The 13,580-nt window shown below is 55.7% G+C and carries 18 protein-coding genes and 1 other RNA gene; 16 read left to right on the top strand and 3 right to left on the bottom strand.

Annotation, left to right across the window (positions count from 1 at the left end; translation table 11 throughout):
- Nucleotides 1–27 precede the first annotated feature (27 nt).
- From ACPT9Q_RS00770 to ACPT9Q_RS00750, 5 genes are read left to right on the top strand one after another with little or no spacing between them, the layout of a single operon-like run.
- On the top strand, nt 28–789 hold the full coding sequence (locus ACPT9Q_RS00770; protein WP_427365987.1) for a basic amino acid ABC transporter substrate-binding protein: 762 nt from the start codon (nt 28–30) through the stop codon (nt 787–789).
- 1 nt (nt 790) lies between these two features.
- Nucleotides 791–1,447, top strand: a complete 657-nt coding sequence (locus ACPT9Q_RS00765) for an ABC transporter permease subunit (RefSeq protein WP_026137286.1) — start codon at nt 791–793, stop codon at nt 1,445–1,447.
- Nucleotides 1,440–2,180 carry an ATP-binding cassette domain-containing protein gene (locus ACPT9Q_RS00760; RefSeq protein ID WP_017873170.1) on the top strand — a complete coding sequence of 247 codons (741 nt, stop codon included), beginning with the start codon at nt 1,440–1,442 and terminating at the stop codon, nt 2,178–2,180. Before ACPT9Q_RS00765 ends, ACPT9Q_RS00760 begins: the two co-directional genes overlap by 8 nt.
- A gap of 24 nt (nt 2,181–2,204) precedes the next feature.
- Entirely contained in the window at nt 2,205–3,485 is a 1,281-nt protein-coding gene (locus ACPT9Q_RS00755; protein WP_427365986.1) for a homoserine dehydrogenase, read from the top strand.
- A complete protein-coding gene (locus tag ACPT9Q_RS00750; RefSeq protein ID WP_017873172.1) occupies nt 3,454–3,801 on the top strand; it encodes a hypothetical protein in 348 nt (115 codons plus the stop codon). The genes ACPT9Q_RS00755 and ACPT9Q_RS00750 overlap by 32 nt, the downstream gene beginning before the upstream one ends.
- Here ACPT9Q_RS00750 and ACPT9Q_RS00745 read toward each other — a convergent pair.
- Complete coding sequence (locus ACPT9Q_RS00745; protein WP_427365985.1) at nt 3,784–4,560, bottom strand: DUF1638 domain-containing protein; 777 nt, start codon at nt 4,558–4,560, stop codon at nt 3,784–3,786. The genes ACPT9Q_RS00750 and ACPT9Q_RS00745 overlap by 18 nt on opposite strands.
- Before the next feature lie 79 nt (nt 4,561–4,639).
- Here ACPT9Q_RS00745 and ACPT9Q_RS00740 point away from each other — a divergent pair, with 79 nt between their 5' ends.
- The 6 genes from ACPT9Q_RS00740 (at nt 4,640) to ACPT9Q_RS00715 (ending at nt 9,381) form a co-directional block, all read left to right on the top strand.
- Nucleotides 4,640–5,473 carry a histidinol-phosphatase HisJ family protein gene (locus ACPT9Q_RS00740; protein WP_427365984.1) on the top strand — a complete coding sequence of 278 codons (834 nt, stop codon included), beginning with the start codon at nt 4,640–4,642 and terminating at the stop codon, nt 5,471–5,473.
- A complete protein-coding gene (locus ACPT9Q_RS00735; protein ID WP_427365983.1) occupies nt 5,464–5,628 on the top strand; it encodes a hypothetical protein in 165 nt (54 codons plus the stop codon). Before ACPT9Q_RS00740 ends, ACPT9Q_RS00735 begins: the two co-directional genes overlap by 10 nt.
- 79 nt (nt 5,629–5,707) lie before the next feature.
- The gene (locus ACPT9Q_RS00730; protein WP_427365982.1) at nt 5,708–6,304 is read left to right on the top strand and encodes a glycerol-3-phosphate responsive antiterminator; all 597 of its coding nucleotides are present in this window, start codon (nt 5,708–5,710) and stop codon (nt 6,302–6,304) included.
- A gap of 12 nt (nt 6,305–6,316) precedes the next feature.
- Nucleotides 6,317–7,765, top strand: coding sequence for an NAD(P)/FAD-dependent oxidoreductase (locus tag ACPT9Q_RS00725; RefSeq protein WP_427365981.1), 1,449 nt, complete (start codon nt 6,317–6,319; stop codon nt 7,763–7,765).
- A complete protein-coding gene (locus ACPT9Q_RS00720) occupies nt 7,749–9,005 on the top strand; it encodes an NAD(P)/FAD-dependent oxidoreductase (RefSeq protein ID WP_427365980.1) in 1,257 nt (418 codons plus the stop codon). The genes ACPT9Q_RS00725 and ACPT9Q_RS00720 overlap by 17 nt, the downstream gene beginning before the upstream one ends.
- Nucleotides 8,977–9,381, top strand: a complete 405-nt coding sequence (locus tag ACPT9Q_RS00715; protein WP_427366688.1) for a DUF1667 domain-containing protein — start codon at nt 8,977–8,979, stop codon at nt 9,379–9,381. Before ACPT9Q_RS00720 ends, ACPT9Q_RS00715 begins: the two co-directional genes overlap by 29 nt.
- Here the strand turns inward: ACPT9Q_RS00715 and ACPT9Q_RS00710 are convergent.
- The gene (locus tag ACPT9Q_RS00710; RefSeq protein WP_017873179.1) at nt 9,335–10,282 is read right to left on the bottom strand and encodes a hypothetical protein; all 948 of its coding nucleotides are present in this window, start codon (nt 10,280–10,282) and stop codon (nt 9,335–9,337) included. The two genes, ACPT9Q_RS00715 and ACPT9Q_RS00710, sit on opposite strands and share 47 nt — an antisense overlap.
- 159 nt (nt 10,283–10,441) lie before the next feature.
- Here ACPT9Q_RS00710 and smpB point away from each other — a divergent pair, with 159 nt between their 5' ends.
- The 5 genes from smpB to ACPT9Q_RS00685 all read left to right on the top strand — a co-directional run bounded on the left by smpB (nt 10,442) and on the right by ACPT9Q_RS00685 (nt 12,673).
- Complete coding sequence (smpB, locus tag ACPT9Q_RS00705) at nt 10,442–10,891, top strand: SsrA-binding protein SmpB (protein ID WP_017873180.1); 450 nt, start codon at nt 10,442–10,444, stop codon at nt 10,889–10,891.
- A gap of 6 nt (nt 10,892–10,897) precedes the next feature.
- Nucleotides 10,898–11,253: a transfer-messenger RNA gene (ssrA, locus tag ACPT9Q_RS00700) on the top strand.
- A 55-nt stretch (nt 11,254–11,308) separates the two neighbouring features.
- Entirely contained in the window at nt 11,309–11,734 is a 426-nt protein-coding gene (locus ACPT9Q_RS00695; protein WP_017873181.1) for a DUF2703 domain-containing protein, read from the top strand.
- Between the two features lie 6 nt (nt 11,735–11,740).
- Entirely contained in the window at nt 11,741–12,370 is a 630-nt protein-coding gene (locus tag ACPT9Q_RS00690; RefSeq protein WP_017873182.1) for a LysE family transporter, read from the top strand.
- Nucleotides 12,371–12,673, top strand: a complete 303-nt coding sequence (locus ACPT9Q_RS00685; RefSeq protein ID WP_017873183.1) for a hypothetical protein — start codon at nt 12,371–12,373, stop codon at nt 12,671–12,673.
- A 3-nt stretch (nt 12,674–12,676) separates the two neighbouring features.
- On the opposite strand, the gene ACPT9Q_RS00680 is transcribed toward ACPT9Q_RS00685, so the two are convergent.
- On the bottom strand, nt 12,677–13,444 hold the full coding sequence (locus ACPT9Q_RS00680) for an undecaprenyl-diphosphate phosphatase (RefSeq protein ID WP_427365979.1): 768 nt from the start codon (nt 13,442–13,444) through the stop codon (nt 12,677–12,679).
- Nucleotides 13,445–13,580: the final 136 nt, after the last annotated feature.

Here is a 13,580-nt window from a genome sequence, read left to right as displayed (position 1 = left end):
ATTCGGAGAAAAAAGAGGAGGGTACATATGAAGAGATTTCTTGTTCCTGCGGTGCTTGCTATTCTTCTGGTCGGAAGTATAGCTTTAGCGTCAACGCTTGAGGAAATTAAGGCACGGGGGAAAATCTACATCGGAACTGATGCCACCTATCCCCCTATGGAGTTCCACAACGAGAGTGGCGAGATTGTGGGCTTTGATATTGACCTTGGGAGGGCTATCGCCGAAGAGCTTGGCGTGGAGGCGGTGTTCATCGATACTGCATGGGATGGGATTTTCCCTGCTCTTGATGCGGGGAAATTCGACATCATCATTTCCTCCACGTCTATCACCGAGGAGCGACTGAAATCAAAAGAAATGAGCGACCCGTACTACGTTACCTCTCAGGCTATCGCTGTGCGGAGGGACAACGAGACCATCAGGGGGCCTGAGGACCTCAAGGGGAAGATTGTGGCTGTCCAGATTGGCACTACGGGGGATTTAGCAGTAAGCGAAATGGAAGGAGTAACGGTGAAGCGATTCGATACCATCGATAAGGCCTACATGGAAGTCCTGAACGGTCGAGCCGATGCTGTGGTGAACGACCTTTCTGAAGTGGCCTACCGGATGAAGATGCTCCCCGACATGAAAATTGTGGCCACCTTCCGGGAGGGGGAAGAGAAGTACGGGGTGACAATGCGCAAGGGCGATGTTGAACTTCTTGCAGCCATTAACGAAGCCCTCCGGCGGATTAAAGCATCGGGGAAGTACGACGAAATCTACAGGAAATGGTTTGGGGAGCTGGGGAAGTAAGGTGCACTTTGATTTCTCCGCGCTTTATAAGGCGTTGCCCTCACTCCTTGTGGGGGCAACGGTGACCTTGCGAATCACGTCGCTTTCCATTGCCCTGGGGCTTGGCATTGGCATCGTCGCCGGGCTTGCCCGGGTCTGGCCCAATGTGGCTCTCCGGGCTGTTGCTGGCGCGTACATTGAGCTTGTTCGGGGTACTCCGCTTCTTGTGCAGATTTTCCTTGTGTACTTTGGCCTACCTGCCCTGGGGCTCAATCTCGACCCCTTCGTGGCAGGGGTCATCGCCATGGGCATCAACAGTGGTGCCTATGTGGGGGAAATTGTTCGGGGTGGTATAGAATCCATTGCCCGGGGACAGATGGAGGCAGCCCTGTCCCTTGGGATGACCTGGCATCAGGCCATGTACTACGTCATTCTCCCTCAGGCTTTTGTGCGCATCCTTCCGCCTCTCGGCAATGAGTTTATCGCTCTGCTTAAAGACTCTTCCCTTGTGTCCACCATCGCCATCGCCGAATTAACCCGGACAGGGCAAATCATTATCACGAGAACCTTCAAGTCCTTTGAGATCTGGAGCGGCGTGGCGCTCTTTTACTTCATCATGACGTACCTTATCTCCCGTATCGTCAGATTTTCGGAGGAGAGGCTACGGTACAGTGAGTGAGTGGGTGGTTGAGGTTCGGAATCTCAACAAGTACTTTGGCCGGCACCACGTTCTCAAAGACATTACCCTCCGGGTTCGCTTTGGGGAAGTGGTCTCCATCATCGGGGCTTCAGGGTCAGGGAAGAGCACCCTTCTGAGGTGTCTGAACGGCCTTGAGCCCATCCAGAGTGGGGAGATTTTCATTGATGGAGTGTGCATCACGGCAAACGGCGTGAACCTGAGCAAGGTTCGTCAGTCCATCGGGATGATTTTCCAGAGTTTCAATCTCTTCCCGCACATGACGGCCCTGGAGAACATCACCCTTGCACCGCAGAAGGTCAAACGCATGCCCCGGGTGGAAGCAGAGCGCATTGCCCTGGAACTCCTCCGGAAAGTCGGCCTTGAGGAGAAGGCCCATGCCTACCCGGCGCAGCTTTCCGGAGGCCAGAAACAGCGGGTGGCCATTGCCCGGTCTTTGGCCATGAACCCCAAAGTCATGATGTTCGATGAACCCACATCGGCTCTTGACCCGGAGACGGTCAAGGATGTCCTCGACGTTATGAAGGAGCTTGCCCGGGAGGGCATGACCATGATTGTCGTGACCCATGAAATGGGGTTTGCCCGGGAGGTTTCGGATCGTGTGGTGCATCTTGATGATGGGAGGATTGTGGAGGAAGGGCCTCCAGAGGAGATATTCTACCGGCCAAAGCATCCCCGAACTCGGGAATTCCTGAGTAAAGTCATCAACATCTGAGGTGGAACCATGGGAGGAAGTGTGGTGAAGATCGGCGTCATTGGCTTTGGGACTGTGGGAGCCGGGACGGTCAAGGTCCTGTGGGAGAGGCAAAGCGATATCGAGAAGGTGCTCGGAGTGCGAATTCAGGTTGCCCGGGTTATCGATAAGGACTGGGTACGGGAACGCCCGGTGGTCGTTCCGCCGGAGCTTCGAGGAGAGGATCCGGCTCTGGTCCTTGAGGACCCCGAGATTCAGATTGTTGTGGAGGCCATTGGGGGGGTTTCTCCGGCTTTTGAGATTGTTTCCGAAGCGCTCTCCCGGGGGAAAAGCGTCGTGACACCGAACAAGGAGCTCATTGCCAAAAGAGGTGGGGAGCTCCTTGAGATTGCCACAAAGCAGGGCGTCGACCTCTTTTTTGAAGGGGCAGTTGGTGGAGGCATTCCCATCATCCATGCCCTGAAGGAGCAGCTTGCAGGAGACGACATCGAAGAAGTCATCGGTATTGTGAACGGGACAACCAACTTCATTCTTTCGGCGATGTCCCTCCAGAGAGCCCCATACGAGGAAGCTCTGCGAGAAGCCCAGCGGCGGGGTTTTGCCGAGCCCATACCCACCATGGACGTTGAAGGGTTCGATGCGGCATACAAGCTGGCCATTCTGGCTTCCCTGTGTTTCCACACGAAAGTCGATGTGGACAGTGTCTTCCGGGAGGGCATCACTCGCCTTATCCCCGAGGACCTTGAGTTTGCCCGGGAACTGGGCTTTGTCGTGAAGCTTCTGGCCATCTCAAAGAAGACGAACGGTCGCCTTGAGCTTCGGGTGCATCCGGTTCTTCTCCCCGAGGAACATCCCCTTGCAAGCGTCACGGGCGTGGAGAACGCCATCTACGTGAAGTCGAAAACCCGAGCCTTGACTTTCCGGGGTCCGGGAGCGGGAGGGGAGGCTACAGGGAGTGCCCTGGTCGGTGATATCATCGAGGCCATCCGCAACCTCAAGTATAACTGTCGGGGACGGGTGGGATGTACCTGTCTCAGGGAACTTTCCGTCCGGCCGGTTGAGGAGCTCGTTACGCAGTACTGCGTCAGAATCCTGGCCCTCGATGTCCCCGGAGTTTTGGGGAAGATCGCCACGCAGTTTGGAGAAGCAGGCGTTAGTCTCTCAGCGGTGAAGCAGCCGGTGAGCACTCCCGGGAAACTCACGAATATCTATTTCCTCACCCATGAGGTTCAGGAGGCGAGACTCCGGGATTCCCTCGAGCGCATTCAGAGGCTCGAGGTGGTGAAGGATGTGTATGCCATCCGGGTGGAACGGGGGGATTCGTGAGGTGGAGCAGGAGGAAATCGTCACGTCCTTTGTTTGCCTTTCCTGTCAGCGGGAAACAATGCATCGGGTACTCTACCAGGGGGGAATCGTCAGATCCATCATCTGCCAGGAATGCGGACTCGAAGTTGGTCTTGACCGGGCAAAGCTTGTGGCGCTCTACGGGGAACAGCTCATTGAGCGAATTCTCACCAAACCCCAGCGTCTAACTGAGGAGTACAGGCGAGACCTTTTTGAGTTCTTCAGTACCATTCCTTTCCGAATTATCACCAAGCCTTACCGGATGCTCAAAGAGTTCGAGTCACTGTGCGGGGACTGATTTGCGGAAAATGCACGCATCTCCGCTGGCTTCCAGGGTCTCCCCCGGGGCAAGCACCACAAATCGCTCCTCGTCCCACCGTCCCTCAAGGAGGTCTCGAAGAAGCCTCTCGTCCCCCTCGACGGTTCTGTATTCCCATCCCAGAAACTTGGCGCATTCCTTGGTAAAGGCTTCATAGATTTCGTCCACCGGAAAGCCCCACCGGATGTAGAAGGCGTAGTGGTATTCTCGCTGCCAGTTCTCCTCAAGCTGCATGAGATAGCGGGCGTTGTCCTCGCCGTACTTTTCCCGATAGGTTTCGTACACCAGGGTGTACCGTTCTTTCCCCGGCTCAAGGGAGTGCTCAATCCATCCGGGGGAGTACCAGTAGATGCCCCGGTACTGATTGATGAGTTCTTCGTATCTCCTGTGCGACCCAAGGAGTATGGCAATGCAGTCGTGGACGCGGGGGATGACGATGGGATAACGAGGAGAGGAAAGCCCCTCTGTTCCCCGGCTGCAGAGGCCGTATCCGAGGAGGATGGCATCGTAGTCGTAACCCGTGTCCAGATTCCCCTTCTCGTAAGCGAAGCGCTGCGGACCCGTGGTTGCGATTTCTCGCCTGAGAGTTTCCCGAAGGGTTTCAGGATCGTTGTGGAGCCCCAAGGGAAGAAAGGTCACGTCGCAGGCGCTTTTGACCTGGGAAACGAGGAACGAGATTTCCCGGTACATTGACCGGCAGGCGATGACCCTGAAACGGTGCTGCACCACGCTGTGCACTGTATCACCCCTTTTTGGGCATTGTATCCCTGCATCTTGTGCTCTGTAAAGGGAAGGGGGATAATTTCCCAGGGAGGTGATGCTTTTGCTCTGTTGCGATTACCACATGCATACTCCACGCTGTGGCGATGCCTCCGGGACGTATGAGGAGTACGTGGAGAAAGCCCTGGAGCGTGGGCTTCGGGAAATCGGGTTTTCCGGGCATTCCCCCCAGTATTTCCTCCCCAGGGAACACCGGAGGAGGGAGTCGGCAATTCCTGAGGAAGAACTCGAGGACTACATTCAGGAGGTAGAGGCTCTTCAGGAGAAGTACCGGGGGTCTCTGGAGATTCGTGTGGGACTTGAGGTGGATTTCGTCCCGGGTCATGAGCGAGAACTTGAAAGAATTGTCCATACCTTCCCCTGGGACTATCTCCTCCTTTCGGTCCACTATCTGGGGGACTGGCCCTTTGACCATCCGAAGTACATTGGAAGGTACAAAGAGTGGGATATCAACGACCTTTTTGCCACGTATTTTCGGGTGCTCAGGGAGGGAGTGGAAACGGGGTACTTCGACGCGGTGGCCCACTTCGATCTCCCCAAGAAATTCGGCTTTCGCCCTACCCGGGAGATTCCTGAAATGGACGAGGCACTTCTTGCCTGCCAGAGGTACGGAGTGAGCCTTGAGCTCAACACTGCAGGCTGGCGAAGGCCGGTGGGAGAAGCTTACCCGTCGCTCGATATCCTTGTGCGGGCGAGAGACCTTGGGCTTTCGGTCTGTGTGGGGTCTGACGCCCACAGGCCTGAGGATGTGGGGAGGGACTTTGAGAAAGCAGAGGATCTCCTCGGTAGGGCCGGGTTTACCTCGGTAGTCCGTTTTACCAAGCGCCAGAAAATTCCTGCTGTTTTTCGAGAGCACACCTCATGCGGATGATTGCCGCTATGGCCATCCTCGCTTTGGGTGCGCCCTTTATGTACCTTTTTCTGGTCTCCCGTTTCCCCGATTCCTTCTTTACCCGATACTTCATCTGGATGTGTTTGTTCTTGCTTTTGGGTATTTTCTTCGCCCATCTTTTCCAGAGACGATAAACGTGGTATACTCGAGGTGGCTTGGAGAAAAAGAAAGCCTTCCGACTGAGTCGGAAGGCTTTCTTTTTTGGAGGATAGCATGAGTCGCATTGGTGAGGTTTTGCGGGGTTTCCCGGTTATCGGGGCGCTTCGCAGCAGCAACACAAAGGATCTCAGAGAAGGAGATCTCAGGCTCTGCTCGGTGTACTTTATCCTCGAAGGGGATATTTTTGAGGCCCGAAGAATTGTAGCCCTTGCGGATGACAGCGTGGCCTTTTTCCTCCATCTGGATCTTTTTGGGGGCATTGCCCCTGATGAGGCAGGGTTCCTCCTGCTTCGGGAACTTTTTCCCCGGGTGAGAGGAATCATTTCCACACGAGCCCGAACACTCACTCTTGCCCGGCGCATGGAATTCATCACCATCTTCCGCCTTTTCTGTATCGATAGTGAGTCTCTCCGGACAGGTCTCAAGGTGATCCAGGAAGTTGGCCCCGATGCGGTGGAAGTTCTTCCGGGGATTGTTTTTCCCAAAATTTGCAGGTTTCTCCCCCTTGAGGGATTCCCCCCGGTCATCTGTGGGGGGTTTATCCGAACGCCGAAAGATGTACGAGATATTTTGAAAAGCGGTGCCCTTGCGGTGTCAACGAGTGCGAAAGACCTCTGGAAGATGAACGAAGCCCTGAAGGAATGCAGATAGTGGTGGGAGAAGATGAAGGTATACGATGTCGCCATTGTGGGTGGAGGAGTGGTGGGTTGCGCTATAGCGTGGTACCTCGCCCATTGTTCTCTGGATATCCTCCTCCTGGAAAAGCGGGAGGACGTTTGCTGCGGAGTCAGTAAGGCGAATACCGGTATCCTTCATTCTCGAAGTTACTGGACCCCGGGAACGTTGAAAGGGGAAATGCACCTTCGCTCTCTCTCCTGGTTTGAAAGAGCTTTCCAGGAACTTGGCCTTTCGCCCCTGCGGTGTGGGGCACTAACGCTTGCCTTTTCCAGGGAGGAAGCCAGGTACCTCGAAGTGCTCAAAAAGCGGGGAGCAATTGCGGAAGCAGTCATCCTTTCACCAAAGGAAGTTCTTGCGATTGAGCCCCGGGTGAACCCTGGAATCTACGCTGGGTACTTTGACCCGGAGGCCATGGTCATTTCTCCTTTCGCTTTAACCATTGCTTTAGCAGAGGGTGCAGCCCTCAACGGGGTCGAGATTCACTGTGGAAAGGAAGTCATTGCTGCAGAGTCTTCGGGTCGGTTTCTGCGGATTTACTGTGGCGATGGAACGGTCTACCACGCTCGCTTCCTTGTAAACTGCGCTGGTGCTTCTGCGGTCCACCTTGCTCGAAACCTTGGAGATTCTCTGCCACCACTTTCCTTTTTCCGGGGACAGTACTTTGTGCTTGATCGAGAATGTCAGGGATTCGTGCGCTGCGTGCTGTACCCGGTGCCCACGGAAAAGAGCAAGGGCATTCTCGTCGCCCCGACTCCAGAGGGCAATCTCCTCCTTGGGCCGAATTTCGAACCCACTCAGGGAGAGGACACCGCCACCACCAGAGAGGGCCTTCTTGAGGTTGAACGGGGAGTACAAAGACTTGTCCCTGATATTCCCCTTGACCGGGTGATCACAACGTTCTCCGGGGTGCGGCCAACACTCCCTGAGCGGGACTTCCTCATCGTTTTCTCTCCCTCGCTACCCTGTGTGCTCCACCTCGCCGGTATCGAGTCTCCAGGACTCACCGCGTGTTTCGGCATCGCCGAATACGTGGGTGAACTCCTTGCCAGGCGTGGTCTTCCTCTCTGGGAGAGGAACGATTTTCGCCTTCGGGTTCCTTCCCGGGCCTTCCGGGAGTGCTCCCTTGAGGAACGGGAACGCCTGATCCGTGAAGATCCCGACTGGGGGAAGATTATTTGTCGCTGTGAGGAGGTCACCCTTGCGGAGGTAAAGCGAGCGCTTCGGGCAAATCCCCCTGCCCGAACCCTTGATGGACTCAAGCGGCGAGTTCGGGTTTTCGCTGGGCGATGCCAGGGGAGTTTCTGTGGTATGCACCTTCCCCGGATTCTGGAGAGCGAAGGTGGTATTCCTGTCCATGGTCTTCGAAAATCCGGCCCCGGTTCGTTCTATGTGCTCCGAAGGGATGAGGTGGCAACGTATGCCGAGGTCCGTTGACGCAGAGGTTGTGGTCATTGGTGGAGGACCAGCAGGAATGGCTGCTGCGCTCTCAGCGTGGGAGTGGGGAGCCCGAAAGGTGTTCCTCCTTGAACGAAACCCTCATCTTGGGGGAATTCTCAACCAGTGCATCCATCCCGGATTTGGACTCCGTCTTTTTGGAGAGGAGCTTACTGGTCCAGAGTACGCGGAGCGTTACATCGAAGCGCTGGAGAAAACCGGGGTAGAAGTTCTCACCGACACCACTGTCCTTGAGGTTGACAAGGACCGGCATGTTGTGGCTGTGAATCGGAAAGGAGTATGGGTTTTCCGTGCTCAGGCTGTAGTCTTTGCGGTGGGGTGTCGGGAACGAACCCGGGGAATGATTCGTCTTCCAGGGACTCGTCCGGCGGGAATTTTCACCGCAGGGTGTGCCCAGTACCTGGTGAATATTGAGGGGTACCTTCCAGGGAAAAGAGCGGTGATTCTGGGATCAGGAGATATCGGTCTCATCATGGCTCGCCGGCTGACCCTTGAGGGGGTGAAGGTTGAGGCGGTGGTGGAAATTCGCTCTGTCCTGAGTGGACTTTTACGAAACTATGTTCAGTGCCTTCTGGATTTCCGAATCCCTCTCTTCCTCTCTCATACCGTTTTGGAAGTCCTTGGAGAAGAACGGGTGGAAGGCGTTGTGGTGGGCAGGGTGGATGAGGAGGGGAATCCAGTGGGTGAGGAACGCCTCTTTCCCTGTGATACGCTTTTGCTTTCCGTTGGTCTTGTCCCTGAGAGCGAGCTCCTCAAGAAATCCCGAATCCCCCTGTGTCCTTCAAGTGGTGGGCCCTTTGTGGATGAAGACTTTGCCTGTGACATTCCAGGGTTTTTCGCCTGTGGCAATGTCGTGGGTGTTTTCGACCTTGTCGATTACGTTACGGAGAGCGCACTACGAATTGGGCGGAGAATCAGGGAGACCGAGGGGCATACACCACCTCGTTTTATCCTCTCTCCCCGGGAAGGAGTGGCAGCGCTATTCCCCCAAAGGATTCGAAAGGGGGAGGATGGTTTCCTCTATGTCCGGCCAAAGGAAGGCCTCAGAAAGGCTCGCCTTTCCCTCATCCACGACGGGAAGGAGTTCCATTCCCTTACTCTTCCTCTCTGCCGACCGGGGGAGATGGTTCGTCTTGACCTCGCCCAGGTGTCCTGGCCAGAAGGAAAAGGGGAGGTGCAGGTTGTCCTTCGTGGGGAAAGACACATCGACATTCTCTGAAGTGTTCTGTATCGTGTGTCCTCTGGGGTGCCGCATCGGGGTAGAACAGGGGTCAGATGGCCTTATCCTTCGGGGTGGATGCTCCCGGGGGCAGGAGTACGCCAGGCAGGAGGTCACCTCTCCCCGCCGGGTGGTGACGACAACGGTTCGCATCCGGGGAGGAGAGATTCCCCGGCTCCCGGTACGAACCTCTGCACCCTTCCCCAGGGAACGCATCTTTGAACTCATGGAGTTCCTGCGCACCTTTGAAGTTGCTGCTCCCGTCCGGCGGGGGGAGGTCCTTGTGGAGGATCTCCTTGGGACCGGGGTGCATCTTGTGGCCACACGGACTATTCGCCGCCTGGAGAAGGAAGGGGAAGGCTCAGAGGGAGCCTGAGCTGGAGCATCCCGATTTTCATCTTGGCCACAGGGATGAGGGTGATTTCGTTTTTCTTCTCTGCAAGGTCCAGGACGAGCTGGTACACCTTGAGGGCTTCAACGACGTTGTCCTCTGCCTCGTAGATTGAACCAAGGAGATTCAGGGCGGTGAGGTTTTCCGGGTCCTTTTGCAGTACCCGAGCAATGCAACCCTTTGCCTCCTCGAGCATTCCCGCCCGGAAGTACCAGCCCGCCTCTTCGAGGAAGAAGTCCTCTTCCTTCTCATAAAGCGCTCGGGCACTCTGATGGAAGTGTTCGGCCTCCCTGGTTTTACCGAGCTTCTCCGCGGCGATAGCAGCCACAACGTAGGGAGTTGGTCGCTCGGGGAATATTGTAATGGCCTCCTGGCAGTGGGTGAGCACCTCCTCAAAGGCCTGGTTCTGCAGGGCCTGTTCTGCGGCGGTGAGGGCGTTGAGGTACTGCTGTTCTCTTGGGGGGAGGCGGAAGACGAAAAAGTATAAGGCCACAAGGATAAGAGCGACGCCTCCCAGGATGGTTGCGGTTCTTTTCAGGCGCTTCTTCCGCTCTTCCTCTACCTTTTTGTCCAGCCACCACCACCATCGTTCTTCGTTCGGTGCGACCTGTTTCCGTTCCTCCTGCAGGCGTCTTTTTCCGACCACTTTCAGGAAGAGTGCGGCGTTTTTCTCCAGGAGTGCATCGAAATTCCGTACCCTGATCCACTCGGGTTCGACCAGTGCTCCCTGGGATTCGTAGAACCGCAACCATTCTTCAATGGCATCCCGGAGCGCGAGAAGGGTGACGCCTCTGTCCCTTTCATCCCTGAGGTTGGCGACCCTTTTCACATAGCCTTCAATCCACTGCCGGACCTCATCGAGTTCAGGAATACCCTGCCTTTTCACGCTGACCACCCCAGGTACATTGTACTTGATTCCTTTCCTTTTGAGTAGGATTAATGCGATTTGGAGCCACTTGGAGTTGCTGGGAGGTTCTCAACGCCTTTTCTTGTGGTATACTTTTCCAGGAATTTTCCAGGGTTTTCCAGGTTGTAACTTTTAGCCATGAAGGTTGTTGCAGAAAACCGGAAAGCAAGGCACCTCTATGATATCCTGGAGCGGCTCGAGGCGGGGATTGAGCTGAAGGGGACGGAGGTCAAGTCCCTGCGAAACCACGCTGTGAGCCTGGACCAGAGTTTTTGCCATGTTAAGGATGGCGAGATGTGGCTCCATAACATGCACATTGCTCCGTACCACTTCGGAAACGTTTTCAACCACGATCCCCGGAGGTCCCGGAAGCTCCTTTTGAAGAAGCGGGAAATCCTTCGCTGGGGGTCTTTAGTGGAGCAAAAGGGCTTGACAATAGTTCCCCTGCGGGTGTACTTTAATGAGCGGGGAAAGGCAAAGGTCGAGATTGCGCTCGTCAAGCCTAAGAAGCTCTACGATCGCCGCAGGGAACTCATGGAGCGGGAAGAAAAGCGAGCCCTGGAGCGTTTACTGAAGTACAGGGCGTAAAGGTGTGGGGGCGTAAGGGTCTCGACAGGGCCAAGAGGAGTTGAAGAGGCGAGCCGAGGTCTCCACCGGGGCTCGTAAAAAAGGTGGAGCAACGACAAACGCCGACGCTCAGTTGGCACTCGCTGCGTAATTCGCACGCAGCACGCCCCTGGGCAGACCGCCTGCTATGCCCAGGTCGGCGCCAGATAGCGGGCTGGTTTCCGGGAGTCCTCAGGTACCGGAAATGAGAACTCACTGAGGAAGCGTATGGTTCATCCGGCCTCAGGGAGGGACCGTGCGCTCAAGGAAAACTGAGGCTACGCTCGTAGGCTCTTCACTCTGTCGGGTTCTGGACGTGGGTTCGACTCCCACCGCCTCCACCAGTTTGTGTATCTTCGTTTCTTCGTTCCCGTGAGCCTACCTTGGGAGGGAAAGCGCATGGAGACGCTCCATATTCGCTGGCAGAGACTCCTCGTTGATGGGGCAACATGCCCTCGCTGTGCTTCTACAGAGGAAGAACTTGAAAGGGCTTGCGCGTTGCTGGAGCAGATCCTTGCCCCCTTGGGTATCGGTATTGTCCTTGAGAAGGCAATCCTCTCTCGCGAAGACTTCCAGAAAGACCCTCTGCAATCGAACGCGATCGTGCTGAACGGTCGCCCCCTAGAAGAGTGGCTTGGAGCCTCACAGGGTGCAAGTCCCTGCTGTGACGTCTGCGGCCCGGTGGGCTGTCGCACTGTGGAAACCGACGGGCAGGTTCACGAAGCTATCCCCGCTGAACTCATTGTGAGGGCAGCGCTCCTCGCGGTTTCTGCATCCCTTTCGGAATGTTCCCACTGTGGGCCTTCTTGTTGCTCTTTGAGGTAAGCGCTCATGGAGGGATGGCGACTTTTCACCATTTTCGGGAGTGCTTTCATTGTTGGTTTTTCTGGAGCGCTCATGCCTGGACCTTTGCTCGCCCTTGTCCTTTCGGGTGTTCCCCGTCTTGGATTCCGGGCTGGTCCTCTCACCGTTGTGGGTCATGGCATTCTTGAAGCTGGTATGGTGGTGAGCCTTGTCCTTGGTTTTGGGAGGATTCTGGCACTGCCCCTTGCCCAGCGCCTTATTGGCATTGTGGGTGGTGGGGTACTCGTGTACCTTGGAGTAGGTATGCTTCGAGCCTTCCGGAGCATTACCATCTCTGGAGACTGGGGAAAGAAAAGGACCGGTCGGAATATGGTGCTCGGTGGGGTTCTGACGAGTATTTCCAATCCTTACTGGATCATGTGGTGGGCGACTGTAGGGCTTGCCATGCTCCTTTCAGCAAGCCAGGCACGAATCTGGGGCATCGTCATCTTCTTCCTCGGGCATATCCTGGCGGACTTTGTGTGGTACAGTGCTGTCTCGTTCACCCTCGACCGGGGGCGGGGCGTTTTCTCCGAGCGGTTCTATAAAACCCTGGTGGGAGTGTGCGGCGTGATGCTCCTTTGCTTTGGAGGGTATTTTGCTCTGGGGGTGTTGTAGGTGATTCGTCTTGTTTTTGCACCTGCGCCGTACCGCCACGAGGAGGTCACGTACGTATACTGGGAGTATGAGCTTGAGAGGCCCTATGAGCTCTACCTTATCCCCCTGAGGGCGCTTAACGTGTTCCTGGAGGAAGCACTCGCGCAGGAAAAAGAGTTCCCGGAAAACATCCGCATTTCTTTTGAGGATGGTCGCATCCGTGTGTGGACGCCTTTTGCAGCGTACTCGGAGTACCTCTTTGAACGTCTGGAACGGCTTCTGAGGGACAGAGTTCGAGCCATTCTTGAAGAAATCATGTTCTGAGGATTACCGTAGGGAGAGGAAAAGGAGGAAGAACGCCCCCAGAAGAATCCGGTAGTATCCGAAAGGTGCAAGCCCCTTCTCCCGCACCAGCCTGAGGAGCACAATGCAGGAGAGGAGGCCGCTCCCCAGAGCGGCAAAGAATCCGGGAAGGGCGCTTTTGAAAAGCACCATCCCCCCCGAAGCCTCTCGCAAAAGCACCAGGGCTGTTGCTCCGCCAATGGTGGTGAGGGACAGGAGGAAAGAGAAGATTACCGCCTCGCTTCTTTTGAGGCCCACACCGATTCCCCCAAGGATTGTGATGCCTGAGCGCGAAACTCCTGGAATCAGCGCCAGTGCCTGGAAAAGGCCAATGATCACAGCGTCTCTGATATTCATGGCTTCCAGGGTTTTTTCTCCTTCGTGCCGCACCAGGAGGAAAATAATCCCCACTCCAAGGAGAACGGCGCTCACGAGGAACAGATTGTCCCGAAAAACAGTCTCCACTTGATCTTCCAGGAGATACCCAAAAACTCCCGCCGGTATGGTGGCAATGAGGACTTTCAGGACGATTGAAGGCCGCCGCAGGACCCGCCCTGTGGAGGGGAGGAAAACCAGGAGAACGGCAAGCCATGTTCCGGTGTGGAGCAAGACGTCAAGGGAGAGGTGGGCCTCGCCCAGGGGGAAAAGGGTCCGGAGAAGGAGCAGGTGGGCCGATGAGGAAATGGGAAAGAATTCCGTGAGTCCCTGGATGAGACCAAGAACAAGACCCTCTGTGGTGCCCAATTTTACCACCCTCTCTCGCAGACGTTTTCTGATTGTAACAGAACGCCTTTTGTTTTGCCACCTTCTTTTCCCATTCGTGAGCCAGATAGGCTGGGGTCTTGATTGACACAGGGAACATTTCCCGGTATCCTAATTGAGGGTTGCC

The organism is Candidatus Caldatribacterium saccharofermentans (assembly GCF_050267035.1).
Lineage (GTDB): Bacteria > Atribacterota > Atribacteria > Atribacterales > Caldatribacteriaceae > Caldatribacterium > Caldatribacterium saccharofermentans.
Note: the sequence above shows the minus strand (reverse complement) of the source record. Positions and strands in the feature narration are given on the sequence as shown.